General features: G+C 42.6%; 13 protein-coding genes. 4 read left to right on the top strand and 9 right to left on the bottom strand.

The window, feature by feature from the left end:
* Nucleotides 1-26: 26 nt before the first annotated feature.
* Genes VUI23_RS03895 through VUI23_RS03885 form a run of 3 tightly spaced genes read right to left on the bottom strand, consistent with a single transcriptional unit; the run spans nt 27 to nt 4,126 of the window.
* On the bottom strand, nt 27-671 hold the full coding sequence (locus VUI23_RS03895; protein ID WP_216047544.1) for an outer membrane beta-barrel domain-containing protein: 645 nt from the start codon (nt 669-671) through the stop codon (nt 27-29).
* Nucleotides 641-1,381, bottom strand: a complete 741-nt coding sequence (locus VUI23_RS03890; RefSeq protein WP_252728916.1) for an SH3 domain-containing protein — start codon at nt 1,379-1,381, stop codon at nt 641-643. The genes VUI23_RS03895 and VUI23_RS03890 overlap by 31 nt, the downstream gene beginning before the upstream one ends.
* Before the next feature lie 12 nt (nt 1,382-1,393).
* Nucleotides 1,394-4,126 carry a hypothetical protein gene (locus VUI23_RS03885; protein ID WP_342806914.1) on the bottom strand — a complete coding sequence of 911 codons (2,733 nt, stop codon included), beginning with the start codon at nt 4,124-4,126 and terminating at the stop codon, nt 1,394-1,396.
* Between the two features lie 903 nt (nt 4,127-5,029).
* On the opposite strand from VUI23_RS03885, the gene VUI23_RS03880 reads away from it, so the two are divergent.
* Genes VUI23_RS03880 through VUI23_RS03870 form a run of 3 tightly spaced genes read left to right on the top strand, consistent with a single transcriptional unit; the run spans nt 5,030 to nt 10,274 of the window.
* On the top strand, nt 5,030-6,181 hold the full coding sequence (locus tag VUI23_RS03880; protein ID WP_342806912.1) for a hypothetical protein: 1,152 nt from the start codon (nt 5,030-5,032) through the stop codon (nt 6,179-6,181).
* A gap of 2 nt (nt 6,182-6,183) precedes the next feature.
* Nucleotides 6,184-8,652, top strand: coding sequence for a LamG domain-containing protein (locus VUI23_RS03875; protein ID WP_342806910.1), 2,469 nt, complete (start codon nt 6,184-6,186; stop codon nt 8,650-8,652).
* A 23-nt stretch (nt 8,653-8,675) separates the two neighbouring features.
* Nucleotides 8,676-10,274 (top strand): hypothetical protein, encoded by a 1,599-nt coding sequence (locus tag VUI23_RS03870; RefSeq protein ID WP_342806908.1) that lies wholly within the window; start codon nt 8,676-8,678, stop codon nt 10,272-10,274.
* 260 nt (nt 10,275-10,534) lie between these two features.
* Here the strand turns inward: VUI23_RS03870 and VUI23_RS03865 are convergent, their stop codons facing one another.
* The 6 genes from VUI23_RS03865 to phoB all read right to left on the bottom strand — a co-directional run bounded on the left by VUI23_RS03865 (nt 10,535) and on the right by phoB (nt 20,314).
* A complete protein-coding gene (locus VUI23_RS03865; protein WP_216047549.1) occupies nt 10,535-13,186 on the bottom strand; it encodes a TonB-dependent receptor in 2,652 nt (883 codons plus the stop codon).
* Nucleotides 13,187-13,339: 153 nt separating this feature from the next.
* A complete protein-coding gene (locus tag VUI23_RS03860) occupies nt 13,340-16,135 on the bottom strand; it encodes a hypothetical protein (RefSeq protein ID WP_342806906.1) in 2,796 nt (931 codons plus the stop codon).
* Nucleotides 16,136-16,406: 271 nt separating this feature from the next.
* A complete protein-coding gene (locus VUI23_RS03855) occupies nt 16,407-17,243 on the bottom strand; it encodes a 2OG-Fe(II) oxygenase (protein WP_342806904.1) in 837 nt (278 codons plus the stop codon).
* Between the two features lie 36 nt (nt 17,244-17,279).
* Complete coding sequence (locus VUI23_RS03850) at nt 17,280-18,224, bottom strand: phosphate ABC transporter substrate-binding protein (RefSeq protein ID WP_216047615.1); 945 nt, start codon at nt 18,222-18,224, stop codon at nt 17,280-17,282.
* A 14-nt stretch (nt 18,225-18,238) separates the two neighbouring features.
* Nucleotides 18,239-19,570: a phosphate regulon sensor histidine kinase PhoR gene (gene phoR, locus VUI23_RS03845; RefSeq protein ID WP_303500915.1), complete on the bottom strand. Its 1,332-nt coding sequence runs from the start codon at nt 19,568-19,570 to the stop codon at nt 18,239-18,241.
* Nucleotides 19,571-19,624: 54 nt separating this feature from the next.
* A complete protein-coding gene (gene phoB, locus VUI23_RS03840; RefSeq protein ID WP_216047553.1) occupies nt 19,625-20,314 on the bottom strand; it encodes a phosphate regulon transcriptional regulator PhoB in 690 nt (229 codons plus the stop codon).
* A 298-nt stretch (nt 20,315-20,612) separates the two neighbouring features.
* Here phoB and VUI23_RS03835 point away from each other — a divergent pair, with 298 nt between their 5' ends.
* Entirely contained in the window at nt 20,613-22,340 is a 1,728-nt protein-coding gene (locus VUI23_RS03835; protein ID WP_342806902.1) for a HAMP domain-containing sensor histidine kinase, read from the top strand.
* Nucleotides 22,341-22,469 lie beyond the last annotated feature (129 nt).

Genomic DNA, 22,469 nt, shown 5'->3' with positions numbered 1-22,469 from the left:
GTCAAATATTCTGTTATTTATTAGGCTCAAAAGAAAAACGTGGCACCGAGTCCATACTCGATGTTGTGCGTTGTTTTTTCTTCGCCAATGATTTCACTATTAAAAATGTGGTCTTTTAGCCCCACATGTACTGCAAAATAGTCAGTTAATAACAACCGATACCCTGCTCCTACACTGACGGTGAAACGATTATCGCCGCCGAATTCTGTACTACCTGCGCCTAGCGTAAAATAAGTGGCAGAGTTGAACACCCAATCACGGCTTAAAAACACTTCGCCATTGAGGTTATAACCCAGTGACAGGTCGTAATAACTATATTCTCGTTCGTCTTCAGTTAAGAAAGGCGCGCCGCCACTTAATAACTCAAAACTCGTTTCGCCTGCTGTTGCTTGACCATAACTAGCCTCCACAAAAAAATCTTCATTAATGTGGTAAGTTAATCGTGCTCCAACTAATGAGCTAGATGAAAAGTCTTCGATGCTAATCACGCCAGCGAATAAGCCAATTTCGAAATCTTCAGTATCAATATTCGACTCATTTATATCTCTGCGTTTTAGATCAGGCTCAATCACGTTTTGTACCGCAGCTCGATCATCTGCCTGCGCATAAGCAAAATTGCCTGTACTAATTAAAATGACCCCTAGAAAAAAACTGCAAATCCGAGTTTCCACTCTTCAAGCTCCTCATTTTCATCACGCTCAGTCAGCGCAAGTAAGTTTTGATATTCGAATTTCACGACAAAATTCTGCGCTAGGTAATACCGCACCCCAATCCCACCAACCAATAAATCGTTGGTTCGAGTTTCTTCACCTGATTGCACTAAATTAGCTGTAGGCTTGGTTTTAATTTGTCCAAAACCAAGGCGAAAATACGGCGATAATCGCCACTCTGGAAACGTTGTGTGGGTCACACTTAGCAACCCAAATTGGTTTTCAGAAAAGTCCCCCAATGCTTGGCTATAACTCAGTTCTGCGGCAATATTCTCGGTGACGACCCAAGCACCAAAAATACTTAACGACGGCACACCTTCTAGTGAGCCACCGCTGGCGCCCAATTCAAAATCACGTTGTTGATAGCTACTAAAACTGCCATCTTCTATCTGTACAGGCTCACCCTGACTGCTCACAGTAAGCTTGAGTTCATCTAACGACACCCAACCTTCTTTGCCTTTTTGAGTGCGTACCTTAAACCAACTAGTGCGACGTTTAAGAATACTGATCCATTCGCCTTTTTCAGCTACGTGAAAAATTGGATAACCTACAGCGGGTCCTGTGCGCATATCGATATAAGGCTCAACAATTTGCACTTCAGGCAACTGTTCTTCGGCATGCGCCGTATTTATTATTAACATTAACCCGATAAGGGCGATCCACTTTGCCATACTTTCCATCAACTAATCTGCCGGAGCTGCAAAGGGATTATTATAGTATTGAGCGCCAATATCCAGCCATTCAGCGATTAGTTTCAGTTCAGATTTAGTTAACCATCCCTGATGACTGCCACCATCCTCGAAGAGCGTGAAGAAGGCTGCGCTGCTGCGAGCTCCATTAGTGCTTAGAGTATTGGCCACAGTTACCGTTCGATAGATTGGAATTGGGTTGCCCTCAGCATCAAGAATTAGTTCTCCATCTTCATCTAGTTCATAAACGGGGTCACCATTGGCATCAAACACCTGTACTAGGCGATCAATAATGGCGCCTTCATTTAATTCTTGCTCAACATCGGCAAACATCAGTTCACGATAGCTAGTGAGATAATCTGGGTTGTCGGTAGAAACCGAACCACTCAAATCTAATTGAGCAACAGGCACTCGAGGCATTTCAGCTTCATCTGTTGGCGAATGACAGCTCACACAGGTGTTATCTTCGACTACCGTGACACCATCATCAGCAAACACCTCACGTGTTACCTCAAAAATGGGATGGATAGATTCGGGATAATTGATTTGAATCCGACACAGGTTTGTCCAATTTGTCGCGCAGGCTGCAGTAATTGGCAACGGTGAGGATAAGTCGGCGTAGGAATAAGTAAATGATTCCGCTGGCGTGGTTATCGCAGGATCAGTCCAGATATCAACAAATTCTAAGTCAGGTTGTGGATAATCGGCTCCATTAATCCGGGCTGCAGTTTGCGCCATGGTTTCACCCAAGTCCGCAAATAACGCTGGATTAGTATTCGGGAAAGGAACGCCTGTGGAAGTCGCGCCAAAATTTATGGATTCGGCTTCAGCACTCAAACGACCGTGGGGCAGTGTGCTTTGTTGTGTATGGCAACCATTACAAGTTTTGACCTCACCTGGAGCAAACTGTAACCAGTTTTGGTGGCGCGCTCCCACCCGCTTACCATCAATATCGACCAAACTAAGCGCCAGTGGTAAATTTGCCGGTACTTCAAACATGGCTGAACCGTCAGGTTGAACAGGGACATAACCGATAATTTCACGCATCAATTGACTGCGACTGCGACCAAATGCGGAATTACTAAAATCTTTCACCTCGTCATCGGGAATCGAAACCGATTTGACTACCCTTAAAAACTGCACTGGACGCTGTAATACCGGTGTTTGAGTAGGATCGGCCATCGCCGCGATTCCCTGTGCAGAAGAATCCACACCGGCAAAATCGTAGACACTACGAATATGTACTTTTGCTAGATTTTCATCAGCCAAGGCTTGTTCATATTCATCCGCTATTTGTGCATTGCCAGGAAAAGCACGCTCTTCCATCGCCAGCGCTTCGGTATACATTTCACCTTCAACAGGCACACCAATAGGAAGCTGGGTATTTTCATTGCCGTCATACATCCAAAGACCGAACAACAGCGGCGCTTCTTGAATATCTGGGTTTTCAAGATGGCTATCGTCACAGGGTAAAATTTTACGTTCAACTACTTCACCCTCAGCAATTTCTTGCTCTGGATCATAAACGCGACATTGACTCCAGCTAAAAATAACTCGTCCACTGCCATCCCACAGCGGATAAACTGATGCAAATCGGCCACCCAACGAAAGGCTGCCATCAATAATAATATTATCAAAAAGGGCTGGGGTTTGTGCTGGTCCAGATAAACCTGTTTGCGAAGCGATGCTTTGGTTGTTGTCGATGTAATTCATGTAATCGATACTGACAAAATCACCACCAATAGTGTCACTATCAAACGGACGGATCGCACTTAATATGCTGCCATCTTGTAATTCTCTGACTTTTACAAACTGCAAACTTTGGGTTGTGCGCTCACTAGCATGACTATGACGGCCATACAGAATCTCGAGACCGGAGCCATCGCTGTTCATTTGATAAAGATTGATGCTGTTATTATTGCCAGCCTGATCCCAACGGCTAAACAAAATTTTACCATTCGTTAGTACAACCGGATCCAAATCATGACTTTGATTGAAAGATATTTGCTGAATGTTGGAGCCATCACTCTCCATCACATGAATCACTGACGCATATTCATCTAAGCCTTCGTCTAAACCAAGATACTGAGGTTTGCCTTCATCTAATAATATTGCCTGATTCCCTGCTTGACGGGTTGAGCTAAATACAATTCGACCATCGGGCAAATAGGTAGGCCCGGTATCTTGCCCTTCTTCGGCTTGAATATCAGAGCTGATCACGCGACGCAATTGGTCAGAAATACGGTTATATTCCCAAATATTCCAAGTTGGTTGTTGATCATCATCTAGCCCTTCAATTTCCGGCGCGCGCATAGCAAAAACTAATCGTTCAGAGTCATAAGACACATCCACATCTTTCACGTCGTAACCAGCTAAGGGATTTTGTTCTGTAGCTTGTTCGATTTGTTCTGCAGTGAAAAAAGCGCGGTCCGTTATGTTAGTTTCCACTGCACTGGCGGACGCACGGGGCTTAATATATAAAGCCGCTCCGGGCAAAAATTCAAAAGGTTGTCTTAAGTCGTCAGTGATTAACACGCCATCTTCATCTAAAGGTAACGGGCGTTTGACATAAGCTATAGGTACATCAATAACCACGGGATCGGGCTCTTGAGATGACGAAATTAACTGATTTTCCCCGCCACAACTCACTAATAAAACGCAGATAACTACACAAAGTGCAGTGTTGCGAATCAATTCTGTTGCTGTGCGGCTAAAAATACGTGACATAAATATCGCTGAACCTTCATTTGTTGGAAACTAACTGTTTCGCAACTGGATTAGAGTGTTAACTATTTACTCAAGCTCTGTGGAGCTCAAAAGTATTAATTATCCATCGTAAGCATAAAACTTTAAACTGTCTCTGCTTCACGACAACTCGCCGATACCAGTTAATACATCCTTCGTTCAATTTAATTTGAACCACAATTCAACGGTATTCTATGGGCTAAAGTGTTTCATTAAGTGATTAACAAAACAATTTAAGGATTGATGCATAGTGATAGTTTTTAATACCTTAATTGAATCCACTGGGCGAATAAAACAGCGATAAAAAACGAATAAAAACGCTATGCAGCGCTAACGCTATAATGAGTGTAGCGGATTCAACACGCCATCAAACTCGTCATCAATATGCAGTATCTTACTGTTTTTCTGTTATTTTTTCATAGCACTATGTTGATAAAGTAAATACTTTTAATATTTTGTGTAGTGCTATAAAGACTAATTTATTGCTTCTGCTGCCAGTGGAGTCTAAACAATAGTCTCAAATGCCGGTAATCACTGAGCTGGCCTAAAAACTGCTACTTAGCTTAAGATCAACAACTTAGGTTCAAGATGTGAAGTTGAGCAACTGAATTCGTAAGGTTATTTAGGAGTGGACCATCTGAAAAACAACCTCATAATTTGTTGAGCTTGTTTAATCCAAAAGTAATTTGGGTATTAAAATTAACACCCAATAGTAGACTGTCATATTTACCCTTGCTGGCAAATTCGACTATTTTTAGATGTATCGTATTGAGGAGCGCCAGCTTGGAAACAGCAATATCAGAAAAGGGAGAGTATAGATTCCTCCTGCAAAAACTAACTAGACACTTTTTTGGTTGGGCTTCATTATCCCTTATGTGCTTCAGCATGAGTGTTTTTGCTGGCCCCACCGAACAAGCTCAGCGCATGCACAATCGCCTAACGGGCGTGCCAGCGACCTCTAATACTCTCGAACAGATGAGCAGTTTGATTGAGCAAGGAAAAAATTCAGAGGCCGCCTATTTAGCCATGGATAATTCGGCTTTTTACAATGTTACCCTGAAAAACTGGGTGACTCCTTGGACGAATGAAGAAGCTGACGTTTTTGCACCTTTGAATGACTACACGGCAACCGTTATAGGCATGGCTAGGGATGATGTAGATTTTCGTTTGTTATTAAGCGGTAATATTCTTTACGTCGGCGACAATACACTCGATATTCCTGCATACGGCATAGATAACAACGCCCATTATCAGGCATTAGAGGATCAAGAGATTGACCTCAAAGACGGCCTAGTTGCTACGACACAAACCGCGGTCACAGGATTACCAGAAGGTGCTACCGCAGGGGTGTTAACCACCAGGGCTGCGGCAAAATCATTCTTCAAAGACGGGACGAATCGGGCCATGTTCCGATTTACCCTGATCAATCATTTATGCACAGATTTGGAAGGCGTGAAAGACACCAGCCGCGTGCCTGATCGCATTCGACAGGATGTGAGTCGAAGCCCCGGTGGTGATAGCCGAATATTTTTAAATTCCTGTATTGGCTGTCACTCTGGAATGGATCCCTTAGCGCAGGCATTTGCGTATTATGAATATAACTACGATAGCGAAACCGACCCTGACGGTTTAAACGGCAGCTTAAGTTACAACACAGAGGGTCAAGTAGATCCAGAAACCGGTTCAAGAGTCACCGCTAAACACCAAATCAATGGCAATAACTTCCCCTATGGATTTATGATTCAAGATGACAAATGGGACAACTATTGGCGAGCAGGTTTAAATAAAAACTTGGGTTGGGATGCGAGTCTTCCAGGTAGTGGATACGGTGCTAAAAGCATGGGCCAAGAACTTGCCCACAGCGCACAATTTTCTCAATGTCAGGTTAAAAAAGTCTTTCAAAATGTATGCTTGCGCGCACCACAAGACAGTGAAGATTGGGCACAAGTAGATGCAATGGTGGATAACTTCGAAGGAAGTGGATATCAGATTAAACGGGTATTTGCCGATGCCGCTAATTACTGTAAAGGGAGCTAAATATGAGGTTATTATTTCCCTCCCGAATACAACAACTTGGATTGACTGCGTTACTAACCCTAGTGCTCAATGCTTGTGGTGGCAGCGCAGCAAAAGTTGAACAAAACCCGACTCCACCGCTAGTTTCTCAACCCGGCGAGACTTATTCAGGGCCACCAGCAAATACTGACGATGTGCAGCGCTACAAACTTAATTTATGGGACAATATTAGTAGCGCAGAGCGCTGCGGTGCTTGTCACGTTGAAAGAGGTCAATCACCGGAATTTGTTAGAGCGGATGATATTAACCTTGCCTATTCCGCCACTAACCCGTTGGTTAATTTAGACGAGCCAGAAACCTCAACCTTGGTCACTAAAGTTGCCGGTGGTCACAATTGTTGGTTGGCAAGTCCATCTGCCTGTGCAGATATTATGACTACTTGGATAGCGAATTGGGCCGATAATGATGTCAGTGCGAATAAGATTCAACTAGAAGCACCCGCTCAGAAATCTCCAGGAGCAAATAAAAACTTTCCTGAAGACAGTGGCTTATTTGCAGCAACAGTGCACCCATTATTAGAAACCTACTGTGCCAGTTGTCACACCAATTCAGCAACGATTCCTATATCACCTTATTTTGCATCTAGCGATATAGACGAAGCTTACCAAGCCTCGAAAGCCAGAATCAGTTTAGATACTCCTGAGTCTTCGCGTTTTGTCGGCCGACTCAGAGATGAGTTCCATAACTGCTGGAGTAACTGTAGCAGTGATGCCAGTGAGTTAAGTGCGGCTATCCAAGCCATGGCTGATGGCATAGATATAACCGAACTAGCCCCCGAATTAGTAAACAGCCAAGCCCTAACGTTATTCGAAGGTACCTTAGCCACAGGTGGTGGACGATTCGAAAATGACCTAATTGCCAAGTGGGAATTTAAAACCGGCACAGGAACGACGGCTTTTGACACCAGTGGCGTGGAACCGGCGATTGATTTAACCCTCAGTGGCGATGTTTCATGGATTGGCGGATGGGGGCTACAAATGGTAAATGGCAAAGCCCAAGGAAGCACTGCTAGTAGCAAAAAGTTGCACACTCTGCTGACCGCCACAGGTGAAATGTCAATTGAAGCTTGGGTCGTTCCTGCGAACGTAACCCAAGAAGGTCCAGCCCGCATAATCAGTTATTCAGGTGGCTCTCAAACACGTAACTTCACTCTTGGTCAGACTCTATACAATTATGATTATTTACTTAGAACAAGTAATACTGACGCCAATGGTGAAACTGCATTATCCACAGCTGATGCTGACGAATTACTGCAATCTAGTTTGCAACATGTGGTGATTACATATGATCAAATAAATGGTCGCCAAATCTACGTAAATGGCATGCACTCCGGCGTGACAGATAATGTAGAAGTAGGTAATTTTAACGAATGGAACGACACCTATGCCTTTGTTTTAGGTAACGAAGTATCCAGTGATATTCCATGGGCGGGTTCAATACGCATGGTAGCTGTGCACAATCGAACCTTAACATCAGAACAAATAGCGCAAAATTTCGCAGCCGGTATCGGCCAAAAGTTTTTCCTCTTATTTAACGTTACTCAGCACACAGGCATAGCACAAAGTTATGTGGTACTCGAAGTTAGTCAATTTGATAGTTACAGTTATTTATTTGCAGAACCGTTTTTCATTAGCTTGGATGACAATGCGACTATTTCAACGGTTCCTATACAAGGTATGCGTATTGGTATTAACGGACGTGAAGCGACTACAGGTCAGGTTTTCCAGAATTTAGATGTGACAATCACCGATGGCGATTACATCACGGGTGAAGGTCAAGCCCTGTCTTCTCTAGGGACCACAGTGGCAATTGAAAAAAGCCCTGAAGCTGATGAGTTTTTCCTGACTTTCGAGCAACTTGGCAGTGCCACAAATGTAGTAATAGAAGCCGATCCGCCTGCAGCGGCATTACCTGCAGATTTAGAGCCTCAATCTGATATAGGCGTGCGTAACTTTGCTGAAATCAATGCCAGCATGTCAGTGGTAACGGGCGTGCCGACAAGTAACGCCGCAGTAAAAGCATCCTTTGAAAAGCTCAAACAGCAGCTTCCTAGCGTCACAAATATTGATAGCTACTTGGCATCAAACCAAATGGCAGTGACACAAATGGCAATTAAGTACTGTGATCAATTAGTCGAAAATAGCAGTTTACGGGCAAGCTATTTTAGCGGTTTTGATTTCACTCAACCTGCAAATACAGCCTTTATCGAGCAAGATCGCAACCTTATTCTAACGCCATTATTAGACAAAACAATTGGTAACAACATTGCTACCCAGCCGCAAAGAGATGAGGTGAGCAACGAATTAAATAATTTAATCGACACTCTTTCCGATTGTAGTGGCGATAAAGTATGTAACGCCACTTACACCCAAACTATTGTAAAAGCGACATGTGCCGCCACCATTGGTAGCGCAGCGATACTCATTCAATAAGCAGAGAGTTTTAGGTAAATAAAATGAAGAAAACTAAGTTTGACAATTTATCCACCGATGCTCCTCTGCTGCACGATGATCACGCTAAGCCGGTTACGCGTCGCGAGTTTATTTCTCAAGGTTTTACTGCAGGTTTAGGCTCGGTAATGGCAGGATCAGTATTTAGTATGTTTGCCAACCCTAAAAAAGCCAATGCCGCGTTATCCAGTGATTTAGAGGCATTAAAAGCCAGTTGTGGTATAGCAACCCAAGGAGCGGGAAAAATTCCGTTTATTTGTTTCGATCTAGCTGGCGGAGCAAATATCGCAGGCTCCAATGTGCTGGTTGGCGGTCGTGGCGGGCAAATGGATTTCCTTAGCACCGGTGGCTACAGTAAATTAGGTTTACCAGGTGATATGGTGCCTTCAATCATGAACCCAACCTCTGGTTTAAGTGATTTTATCAACAATGAACTGGGCTTAGCTTTTCACGCTGATAGTGCTTATTTGCGCGGTATCTTAGAAAAAGTAAATCCGGCAAATCGCGCCAATATTAACGGTGCAGTGATACCGGCACGTTCCGAAAACGATACCGGTAATAATCCACATAATCCTATGTACGGGATTAACCAAGTGGGCGCCGATGGTTCTCTATTGACCTTAATTGGCTCTCGTAATTCTGATTCAGGTGGCAATAGTATGTCACCGGCATCAATGATAGATACTGCAAAGCGTCCAACTAAAGTCGACCGTCCCTCTGATGTAACCGGGTTAGTGGATACTGGAGATTTAGTTGGACTATTGAGCCAGCAAGACTCAGTAGCAGTCATGGAGTCGATTCAACGTATCAGTGACATGAAGTTGGACAGAGTGAACACGCAAATTACCACCGATGATGTGATCAAAGATTTGGTGCGTTGTGGTTACGTGAAAAGTGCAGATATTACCGACCGCTTCGGCGATCCGTCGTCACTTGATCCTGAATTAGATGGCGACATCGTTGGTCCATCTGGGATTTTCACCCAGCAAGAGTTCGACAGTGATAGTGAATTCCGAAAAACTGCGGCCGTAATGAAACTAGTGATCAACGGCTTTGCCGGGGCTGGCACTATTACTATGGGTGGGTTTGATTATCACACTGGCAATCGCATGGTCGGTGAAACACGAGATTTACGAGCGGGACGCTGCATGGGAGCCTGCCTGGAGTACGCTGCGCGCGTAGGCGTGCCGCTAATGATGTACGTTTGTAGTGACGGCTCAGTTTCGAGTAACGGAATGATCGACGATTCAGTGGACGGCCGAGGCAAAGGGGTTTGGACTGGTGATAATTCATCAACTGCGGCATCTTTCTTTTTGGTGTACAACCCCAACGGCACGCCACAACTCATAGGCGCAACCACTGAACAACAAGCACAACATCAACAAATTGGTTATATGCGCAGCGATGCGTCTGTGGAAACCGCCGCGACCCCAGCGGCTAACAATGTTAATTTGTTGGTAGAAACCGTCATTTTGAATTACATGGCGTTACACGGTGAACAAGGTAATTTTAGTAGTTTGTTCCCATCTAATGGGTTGGGAAATAGCACACTGATGGATAGCCTGACCGCCTTTGAACCCATTGTTAGCGGTACCATGTCTTGATGTAACCAACCTGTAGCACGGCCTTTAGGCCATGGAAACCGTTCATCTGGCGGCAAAACCTCTCATCGGAATAAAGCCCGACCTACAAATTCTACCCAAATCCCCCTTGTAGCATGGCCTTTAGGCCATGGAGATCTATCATCGGGCGGTAGCATGGCCTCCAGGCCATGGAAAACACCCACCAAACTAAATCCAAACGACAAATAATAGCCAATAAAAAAGCCGCTAAAGAAGCGGCTTTGTTAGCTTTAAAGAACAACTTAAAATTCGTATTTAAGCGATAAATTAACGCTAGAGCCCTTAGTTTCTGAACGTAACAAGGTATTCTCGAATTCAATGTCTTTTTGTTGGTTTAGCATGTTTTGAACTTTAAACTTCACTGTTGTGTTGAAGTTTGGATAGTAAGTATAAACTAAATCCAAGGAGTGAAACGGCTGCTCATAGCTGTCGTCAAATCCATCTATACCAGGAATTAGAATACGCTCACCAAACACGTTGTAAACCAAAGACGCTGAATGCTCACCGTTATCAGAGTCAAAACCGATTTGGGTATTTACCACGTATTCAGAGTGACCGGTTAAACGACGAGTTAAGTTAGTTACTGAAGTAGAGACACCAGTTTGCTCAACCACATTTTGACCGTCTAATTGGATCTCAGAATCACTTAACGTGAGGTTTCCAGATACAAATAAATTATCCCAAACGCCATCTCCAATAAACCCTAGTCCTTTCAAGAATTCAAATTCGACACCATACAGCTCACCAGACTCTGCATTGGCGATACGCACTAATGGCGGACCATCCTGAGCAGGTGACTGAACCGATTCAATCGGGCTATCCATGTCTTTATAAAATAGCGCCACAGACAAGTTGTCACCCTGATCTAAGTACCACTCCCAACGGAAATCGTAGTTTTTAATTTGCGTTGTACGTAATCCAGGAGTACCACCGATTGGGAAATCAGTAAGCGGATCGATATAGGTTGATGACGCCAGTTCGCGCGTGTCAGGACGAACGACGGTTTCACCGTAACTTGCTCTGAATTGAACTTTCTCGCTCATAATATAAGTGACAGCCAATGCAGGGTAGAAATCACTTTCTTGGAATGCCAATTGAGAACGGTCGTCTTCATCAGACAAATCAATTTGATTGCTTTTGGGATCAAATGGAACCACTGCTTGACGATAGTCTTCCCATCTTACTCCACCACTGATACGCCACGTATTGTCGAAGAAAATGTCAGCTTCGAAATAGTAAGCATCAACCTTTTGCGCTGCCACATAATCATCACCAGCAATGGTGGTATCTGACAACAGCGGAATAGAAGAAAGTTCAGCAGCATCTAAGTTCTCATCGCTAAGAATCTCGTTGAATACGCCACCAGCTAGTACAGAGCTATCAGAAAACCCACGGGTGTTGATATCGAATCTGCGGTTTTCGGCTGTTCTTGCTTTACTGACAAAATCGCCACCCACTTTAAATTCCATATCAAAACGGTCTACGGTATATGGGTAGTTAAGATTCCAGCTCAAGTTTTCAACCCGATCATCAAGTCTTTGGAACTGATAACGTGCAGCTGTAGTTGCGTTTGTTAGTGAACTTTCAGTTTGCTTATCATACACACCGTCTTCATTATCATCGGTTAAGATGAATCGAGTATTGATCGTGCCTGGTGCATATCGACTTGAACGACTTTTAGTATATTGCCAATCAAAGCCTAAAAAATCCAAATTAGTAAAAGTATGTTTACCACGAATTTGGTTAGACCACATCTGACGCTCTTCGTATACAACTTCGAAATCTCGAACTCGTTGTCCATCACTCAATTGGATGTTGTTGGTATTACCTACTTTTTCACTAATTGCATCATTAGTGTCATTTAACGCGACTGAAGAAAAATCAATACGATGATTCCGGTTATAGTCAATTCCAAAGTTTGCCATACCTGAGAAGCGAACATTATGCTCGGTTACATCCACTTCATCAAAGTAACGAGGAAAGGAAATAATATCCCCACTTCGCTGGGCTTGCTCACCAATAAACTGTTCACTCACATTCCATGAGTTGTCGTAGCCTGCCGTAACCAAGAAACCCACACGCCAATCGTCATCTAAATCAAAGCTATTGCCCAAAGACAAATTGAATCCATAATCAGGGTCAACACTTTGTAAAACCGGATCATAGTCAGTATATAGTTCTTTCAACAGATCACGGGCTTCAGTGGTACTAATATTGTCTAAAAATTGTTTGCTATCCCATAGCGCCACAAAAGAATCCGGTGCAGCACGGGTACCGTCATCCTCGCCCATCCAATCATCACCACCACCGTTGTATTGATATGCATCATCAAAGTTATCGGTGTTAGTTCCTAATTTGCCTGTGATGTTAAACACAAAATCAGTAGGAATGGATTTTAAGCGAATATCAACATTCCCCCCACCAAAGGCAGCAGGCATTGAAGGTGAAAAGGACTTCTGTACCGATAAACTTTCAATAATATCTGCAGGGAATAAATCCAAAGGAATTACTGAACGAGTCGGATCAGGACTGGGAACTGATGCCCCATTCAACTGGGTACTTGAGTAACGTTCACCCAAACCTCGTACATAGATGAATTTTCCATCCACTAGCGTAAGGCCGGTTACACGACGAAGTGCTGCTGCAGCATCACTATCACCAGTACGGGATATTTGCTCAGCGCCGAGAATATCTGCTACGAAAGCTTGGTTTTTACGTTCCTGAAGTACAGCAGAAGCTGTTCCTTTCAAGCGCGTACCGGTAGCAACAACTTCCTCAATCACGTCTTCTTCGGAAGCATCCTGAGCAAATAACGGCGCACTTGGCAGTGTTACAGCAACTAAAATGGCTAAAGAAATTGGCTTGAGAGGAAACCTGTTAAAAGGCGTATTCATTATTAACCTCATTGTCGTACAAACTGGCAGCTAAATGCATTTTAAAAACGATGTTACTGCCTTATACATTGTGTCATTTATCTTAATCGTAAATGCGCTTTTTCGTTTCCAAAAAAGCGCATATCAAATCTAAAAACGAGTTAATAAAGAACCCTATTCTAGACCAACAGTCCAGCCTGACGTCCAATCAGCGTCTTCATCAACAGCACCGATGAAGTCAGCATTATCAAAGAATGTATCACCAGAGAAATCTTTAGGCGTTACTTCAGAGATAGTGAATATTCCGTCTAGAACCGCAGCTTGATTAGCAGCTACGCTGTTACCAGCCTGGTTGTTTAAGAACCAGTCTTCTAGGTCTACGATTGTGTGAGTAGCACCATCCGGTAGTGAACCATCTTTGAAGTTCTCGTCATTTTCACAAGCAATAACAGAGTTAGTGAAAGTGGTAGTTCCATCACCTAAGTTGGTTTGACTTTCCAATACACCTTCTACTTCGAAACATTCACCCATACCAGCGGAACCAGTAATGATGACGTTAGATAATTGTGCACCTGTACCTTCACGTAAGTAGATACCTTCAGCATCATCTTCGCCGTCAAAATCGTTACCGATAATCGTCATATTAGCGATAGTTGGGTTAGATTGAGGCTCACTATCTGGCACTGAACCGTCGTTGTCAGCTTCGATAGCGCGATTCGCATCAGAGTTATCTTGTGCTTGACGCACTAAGACATATTGCATACGACCAACAAAGCCGTTATCCCAATCAACACTGTCGTCTTGGATGTCTGTTAGCACTAAGTATTTAACGTCAACGCTTCCACCAAAGAACTCAACACCGTCATCCGCGTTTTTGTGAACTTGTAAATACTCAACAGTGGTACCTGAACCAACACCGCCGAACGTAACACCATTTAATTCGTTATCAGGTGCAACTTCAAAACCACCGTGCATTACGCGAACATAACGAAGCGTACCAGAGTTATCAGTAGAATCTGTTCCACCAAATACTGCACCTTCCTGAACACCTTCAACTTGAAGAGCACAATCCGCGTCACTTGGACATTTATTCGATGGCGCGTTGCCTAGAATAACCAAACCACCCCATTGACCCGCTTCACCAGCTTCAAGTCCACCAAGAACAGCGGCAGATGATGTAAGGGTAACGGGCTCAGAAGCCGTACCTTGCGCATCAATTTTAGAACCACGGCTGACCACTAGATAATCGTTACCTGAAGCACCGTAAACAGTTACACCAGCATCGATAGTTAGAGTTGCGCTATCTTCGTTGTCATCACCGACAAAAACTGCACCAGATAAGGCATACAAGTTACCTTCGGTAAGAGTTAAATCAGAAGTAATGCGGCCTGATAATTCACATGTGTTGGTTACACCATCAACAGCGGCGATAGTCGTAGTTCCAGCAGGACAACCTGAGGCTGTTTGGGTAACTTTAACGGTTCCACCGCCAAATCCAAATGCCCAACCTTGACGCCAATCATCATCAGAACTTACCGCTCCAACGAACGTAGTTGCATCAAAGAAACCGTCTATTTCTGAAACATCTGCAGCACCTTCAAGAAGCAAAGAGCCAGTCATTGGTGTGCCATCAGCATTTAGCATCACTGATTCAGATACACGGTTACCGCGAGATTCGTCTAAGAACCAAGCTTCAAGATCAACAATTGTGTGAGTTGCGCCATCTGGTAAGGCACCATCTTTGAAGTTTTCGCCGTTAGTACAAGCCAAAACAGAATTTTCAATAGTAATGGTTCCGTCAGACAAGTTGGTTTGGCTTTCTAATGTGCCTTCAACTTCCAAACATTCACCCATACCATCTGTACCAGTGATAACCATATTATAAATTTGCGCACCAGTACCTTCGCGAAGATACACACCTTCTGAGTCATCTTCACCGTCAAAATCGTTACCGATAATGGTAAGGTTAGCGATAGTAGGGTTTGACTGTGGATCATTGTCAGGAAGCGAACCGTCATTATCAGCTTCAATACCGCGGTTTGCGTCGCCGTTAGCGCTATCTTGTTCAATATAAACGTACTGCAACTTACCTTGATAACCGTTATCCCAATCAACACTGTCGTCTTGGTTAGAAGTCAAAACAAGGTGCTTGGCATTCACGTTACCACCGAAGAATTCAACACCATCATCGGCGTTAGCGTGGACTTGGATATAATCCACTTCAGTAGCAGAACCAACACCACCGAAAGTAATACCATTTAATTCGTTATCTGGAGAAATTTCGAATCCAGCATACTTAACTACCAAGTAATTCAAAATACCTGAGTTGTCGTCTTCAGCGTCACCACCAAAAACAGCACCTTCTTCTACCCCTTCAACTTGCAAGGCACAATCAGCATCGGTTGGACATTTGTTTGAAGGAGCGTTACCAAGAAGTACTAAACCACCCCATTGACCAGCGCCAATTTCATCACCGATAACATCATTATAAGAAGTCATGATGATAGGGTCAGATGAAGTACCCATGGCTTCAATTTGTGAACCACGGCTAATTACCAAGTAATCACTACCAGTGCTTCCGAAAATAATAGTACCTTCTTCAATTTCTAATACCGTGCTATCAGCGTTATCAGAACCAACAAAAACAGCACCGTCTAGTGCCCATACGATGTCGTTGGTTAAGGTGATTTTTCCGCTGCTATCTTCATCAGCATCAGTTAAACGGCCAGATAAGGTACGCACTTCGATGGTTTCACCTAGCGCCGTGGAAACAGCTGTACTTAGAGCAGAATCTAGCTCACCTGGAGCATCATCAGTTGGAGTAGGTGTTTCTGTCGTAGGCGCGTTATTATTTGTAGTAGTAGTACTATTATCAATATCGCCTTCACTAATATTAATGTCACCACCACAACCAGCAAGTACCAAAGCAGTTGCTATAGCGCTTACTTTAAAGATGTTTTTGATTTCCATCGAGCTCTCCAAATGCGAGTGTTAAATAGTTTCAAGTTTTTTCTATTAATGACTTGATAACGAAAGTTGTAAAATCGCGAGAAGGTTACCCAAGCTCAATGACAGTTTTGTTACATTACAGAACTGTCACAAAAGTTTCATAATTGAGGGTGCTGAAGTAAATGTCAGAATAATAAAGGAAATGCCGCAGTTAACTTCTAACTAGGTGGTAGATATAGAAGAGTTACGGCGTCAGGAAAACGCCGCGTTATGACGTTATTAACTTAAGAAGTTAGCTTTTTTTAGTTTTAGGGACAAAAACATCTTCTCTAAACCATTTAGTGATGACCACTTTTTCGCCACTAATAATTGGATGAGCGTGATGAATTGTATCTTCGTTAACTGAACCATCGGGACGCAAATTATTCCAGACTAAAGCCATTCCTTGTGTAGGTTTGAATTTGCGGCCAAGTTTAATAAACTCAGTCTCCCCTCCTTCACATTCATCATTAAGATAAATCATAAACGTCCAAGTACGCTGCCCACCGTCCTTGCTGTAATTTTTAAAGTCATCGGTGCCGGGCGCAAAATAATCGCAATGGGCTTTGAATTCCTGAGCTACAGCATAATGTTGAGCCTGAATCACTTCTTTTTCACCAAGCCCCAAGCCTAAAGCATCAATAATTTTTTGATCTATCTCTTTAGCCAAAGGATCTTTGGTAAAAGGTAAATCACATGTAGAAGAGGTTCTAAAGTTTTGATACAAATCCCCTTCCCTTTCAGGAATTTCCGATGGCCTCAATTTAGATTTAGTCAGCGCAATTAAGGCATTACACTCTTGGGCAGACAAAAAGTTGTTAATTTGTAGCATCTGCACTCGAGGATCATCAATTATCTTCGCATCATAATGGTCGAGGTTCTCTAGCAGTTTTGGCTGAGATATTTTTTTATAAAATGCTTCATCTTTATTACAGCTCGTTCCGGCAGGTAAATTATTGCCAAGAACCTTTTTAGCTGACTCAAACGTAAATCCGTTTTGCAGAAGAATCTTCAGAATTTCAATACTGTCGGTTCCTTGCAATAGATTTTGTAAAACCCAGGATTTCCAATTTTGAGGTAATGATGACATTTGAGTGGCCTTTATAAAATGAACTAAACCTGAAACTTAGTTTGAAGATAATACTTCAAGTTGCTGTTTTATGACGTTGGAGGGCATACTTACATACCCATCTTGCTGCACTGCCTGTTGACCTTTATTGGATAACACAAATCGCAAAAATTCTTCTTCCAACAATGGTAACCTTTCATTCGGTGGCTTGTTAACTACGAGATATAAAAACCGCGATAAAGGGTATTCACCACTGCTAATAGTTTGTGTAGTCGCAGGAATAAACTTACCAGTGTAATCAGCAATAGCGAGTGCTTTTACCGCAGCGGTCTTTTGGCCGTAGCCTGCGTAACCAATAGCGCCATTCGAATAAGCAACCGATTGAATAACCGATGCAGATCCAGGCAATTCGTTCACAGTGGCTTTAAAATCACCGTCACATAAAGCTAACTGTTTGAACAAACCATAAGTACCGGAAACCGAATTCCGCCCAAAAACCTGTATTTTTCTGTTGGCATAACTTCCCGTTACTCCCAATTCACTCCAATAGCGCGTTTCTTTGCGGGAGCCACAAAACCGTGTAGCCGCAAAAATGCTATCGATCTGCGGAATAGTCAAATTTGAAATAGGATTATTCACATCCACAAACAACGCGATTGCGTCAATAGCCACTTTAATTGCAAGCGGTTGATACCCATGTTGCCCACTAAAATAGCGTAATTCGCTGGATTGCATCTCGCGGCTCATTGGCCCAATATTTGACGTTCCCTCAGTAATTGCTGGTGGTGCCGTCGATGAACCTGATGCTTGAATTTGAAACTTCACTTGAGGATAAAGTTGCTTAAACTCAACCGCCCAGATTGTCATTAAATTCGCCATGGTATCTGAGCCGACAGAGGTAATAGAACCTGCCACTCCGGGTTTTTTTTGATAGGTTTCCGCCGCTTGCGCTGGCAATAATAACGCACAAATAGCGACGCTACTCCACACCCAAACGAGCATTTTCAGCCGCTTAATCAATTTGTTTTTTCCAACTTACCTGTAGACGGGTTTTGCACCGACAGTTCACTGGAAAAAGAAAAAGAAAATTCACTTCCGACACCTATTTCACTGGTTATTTCTAATTTCGAATTATGATGGGTTAGAACGTGTTTCACAATAGACAAACCCAATCCAGATCCCCCCGTTTTTCGAGAACGTGCTTTATCCACTCGATAAAAACGTTCGGTCAGCCGATTTAGATGTTTTTCCGGAATTCCTTCACCGTTATCTTTTACAGAAAAATGCGCGTGACCATCCTGTCTATTCCAAGTAACCACTATTTTACCTGGTGATGGAGTATAATTAATTGCATTAAAAATCAGATTGGAAAATGCACTGCGAAGTTCAGTTTCGATGCCATAAACTTTTAAACTTGCATCAATATCGAAATCGATTTGATGGCCTTTATCTTTGTTTAAGGTATTTGCCTCAACCTGAATCGCAGACAGCATTTGCGGCACATTAACTGGTTTTTCAAAGACCCGTTCTGAACTCGCCTCGATTCTCGATAAAACTAATAACTCTTCGACCAAATTCTGCATTCTTTCAGATTGTGAACGCATTTCACCGAAGGCTTTTTTTAGAAACGCAGGGGGCACATTCTCAGTATTGGGTAGCATTTCTAAATAACCGTTCAAAACGGTTAAAGGAGTACGTAACTCATGGGACACATTAGCAACAAAATCTTTGCGCATTTGTTCGAGCTGGGTTAATCGAGTCACATCTCGAGCAATCAGCAATAGGTGATCTTCACCATAAGGCATGATTCTATATTCAAATATTTTTTGAACATTAGACGGTGAAGGTACCTCCACAGGATAATCGTATTTACCGCTATGGAAGTATTCTATGAATTTTGGATGGCGGATTAAATTGTCTACCCGCCGACCAGAATCTTGCGGCCAACGTAGCCCTAATTCGATCCGTGCCAGCCGATTACACCAAACAATACACGCATTTGAATCTACCACCACAGTGGCATCAGGCAAGGCTTCAGATCCTTCACGAAATCGTTTGACCATACGGGTGAGTTCTTTACGTTTACGCCTATTTCGACGTTGAATGTAATAAACTCCCTCGTATACATGTTCCCAAAAGCCTGGCACTTTTGGCGGGGTCATTTTTTTACTATGCCATATCCATCGATTAAATCGGTACATATGCCAAGAATAAAAGCCTAATAACCAGGTTGAGCCAAATGCAATGGCAATTGCCAATGCATCAAAATATAGCCCAATTAAAATCACGATTACGTAAAACCCACCAATCCTGAGTAAATTTTTTAACCATGAAAATGGATAATACATGTATCAATGGATCCTTTGTTGAACGTCAAATCCAACCGTTTATCGTTAAGCTGATCACACTTTTGCTGAGAACCGATATCCAGCACCGCGCACGGTTTGAATCATGTCATCATGAGAATACTTAGAAATCGCTTTACGCAACCTACGTATGTGAACATCAACCGTTCGGTCTTCCACATAAACATTAGTTCCCCAAACGTTATCTAACAACTGTTCTCGACTATATACTCTTTCAACATGAGTCATGAAAAAGTGTAGTAGCTTGAATTCCGTTGGTCCCATGTCTAGAGGCTCCTCTTCGGCAGTAACACGATGAGAAACGGGATCTAAAACAAGACCGTTTATAGCAATTGGTTCCTCAGCCGACGTTGGTGTCACTCTGCGCATCACGGCTTTAATTCGGGCGACCAATTCTTTCGGTGAAAAAGGTTTAGTGATGTAATCATCCGCTCCGGAGTCAAGACCACGTACTTTATCTTCTTCTTCACCACGGGCGGTTAACATAATGATAGGGATATCCCGGGTAAACTCGTGTTGTTTTAATTTTTTAGCGAGCTGTACACCGCTGCCTCCAGGCAACATCCAATCGAGTAAGATTAAATCTGGATAAGGTTCTTTTACTAAATCCAATGCAACTTGATAATCTTCTGCTTGTTGGGTTTCAAAACCGGATTGTTCTAGAACAAACTCAAGCATCTCTCTGATCGGCGCTTCGTCCTCTACCAGCAAAATTCTTCTGGCCATTAGTTTTTTCCTGCTCATAATAAAGGCGCCATTATTAGTTTAGGTTGTGACACTTTTATTAAACTTATCATATAAATGTCAAATTTCAGTCATGTTAAGCAAAAGAAGCGGGTTTTATCTTAATTATCGGTCTAATTTAACTGCAAACATTCGGTGCACAAGTGTAAAACGAATTTTTAATTTAAAAACTGCTTAGAAAGGTAAACAATTACTCCGTGCTTCTTGTTAATTGAACGTTTTCCGCATATTCTTTATTTTCTTAAAACGTTCTAATTATTAGGTTTCTTAAGGTTCGTGAATGGCTAAAGTCAAAACTAGTTTGTCTAAAAAGTTGTTGACCCGTGTGTTGTCCGTTTACTTCATACTGACGTTAATCGTCACTGTTGGACAAATCCTTACTGAATATTTAAATGCCAAAAATCATATTCAAAGCGAGTTACAAACACTCAAAAACACCTTTAGCGTTAGCTTAACCCGCGCTATTTGGGAGCTTAACAATGAACAAGCTGTCGACATTTCAAACGGATTAATGGCATTACCTATTATTGAAGGGGTGCAAATTCGTGATGAAAACGGTGAATATATTGCCAACAAAGGACGCACCTCTTCGTTACCCGAAGAAATGATTACTTCAGGTATCATGCGAGACCATCCTGGTGGAACCTTTGGTTATTCGTTTCCACTTATCTTTGAATTTTCTGGACGAACCTCGCATGTAGGTGATGTCACATTGTATTCAAGTGCGAATATTATTTTTGGGCGTATTGAAGTTGGGGTATTTTTCTTAATTGGAAACGCCATCATTAAAACCGCATTTTTAGTCTTCCTATTTTTGAATGCCTTTCGGCAAATGCTTACCGATCCCCTTGAAGAGTTAACCCAACAAATAAGCGAGTTTGATGTAAACCGGCCAGAGTCTTCTAAGCTGCATTTGCACATAGAAGACGATAATGAGTTAAAGGTGTTACAAGTCTCCTATAACGAGTTAATAGACGATTTAATCGACTACAAACAAAAACTCAGAGCCACTCGAAACGAACTCACGGATGCGAACCGCAGATTAGACGACCAAAACATAATGCTTGAACAAGAAGTTGCTAAAAAAACGGCATCTTTAAGTAAAATTATGTTGGATTTGGAACAGCAAAAAGACGAACTAATTGTCAACCAACGAGAATTACGACAAGAAAACGAAAATCGTCAATACATTGAAGACGAATTGCGAAAGCGAAATACTGAATTAGCCGAATCAATGGAGACCGTTAAAATAGCCAAAGATCAGTTGATAGAATCTGAACGTATGGCTTCACTTGGCGGATTAGTCGCGGGGATTGCACATGATGTTAATACACCAATAGGTGTTGGTGTCACAGCTGCAAGCTTTCTGCAAGAACGCATTAACAATTTGCAAAATGCTTACGAAGACAAAACCTTAACCGGCAAGACAATGAGCAACTTTTTATCGGAGGCTAATCAAACCACTGAACTGCTATTGGGCAACCTAAATCGCGCCTCAGAACTCATCTCTAGTTTTAAGCAAGTGGCTGTAGACCAAACTAGTGAAGCGGTTCGTGACGTTGATCTTAAACTCTATATCCATGAAGTGATTCAGTCATTAGCACCAAACTTCAAAAAAACATCCCATTCAATCAGTGTTCATTGCCCTGAAAACTTAGTGGTTAAATGTGCCCCTGGGGCCATCGCGCAAATTTTTACCAATATGATAATGAATTCGTTAATTCATGGTTTGGATGAAAAAGAGAATGGCAAAATAACCATTAATGTTTATCAACAAGACGATGAAGTAGTAGTGGAATATGCGGACGATGGCAAAGGCTTGTCTGAAGCAAATTTAGATCGGCACTTTGATGCGTTCTTTACCACCAAGCGCGGTAAAGGTGGCAGTGGTTTAGGCACTCACATTATGTATAACTTAGTCACTCAAGCGTTAGATGGCAAAATTAGAGCTAGCAGCGTTGAAGGGGAAGGCTTGAAATATGAGATTAGATTCCCATTGCACGCATAATGTTGTCTATAAACGCCTGCAATTAAACTGAATAATGGGCTAAAAAGTGATTAAAACCCATTGAGATATTCCATTATTATACGAGACGCGTTAGCTATAAACATGATAGTCTTCGCGCCCTTCATTGTA

Origin of the sequence: Alteromonas sp. M12 (assembly GCF_037478005.1) — a bacterium.
Taxonomy (GTDB): Bacteria; Pseudomonadota; Gammaproteobacteria; order Enterobacterales; family Alteromonadaceae; genus Aliiglaciecola; species Aliiglaciecola lipolytica_A.
Note: the sequence above shows the minus strand (reverse complement) of the source record. Positions and strands in the feature narration are given on the sequence as shown.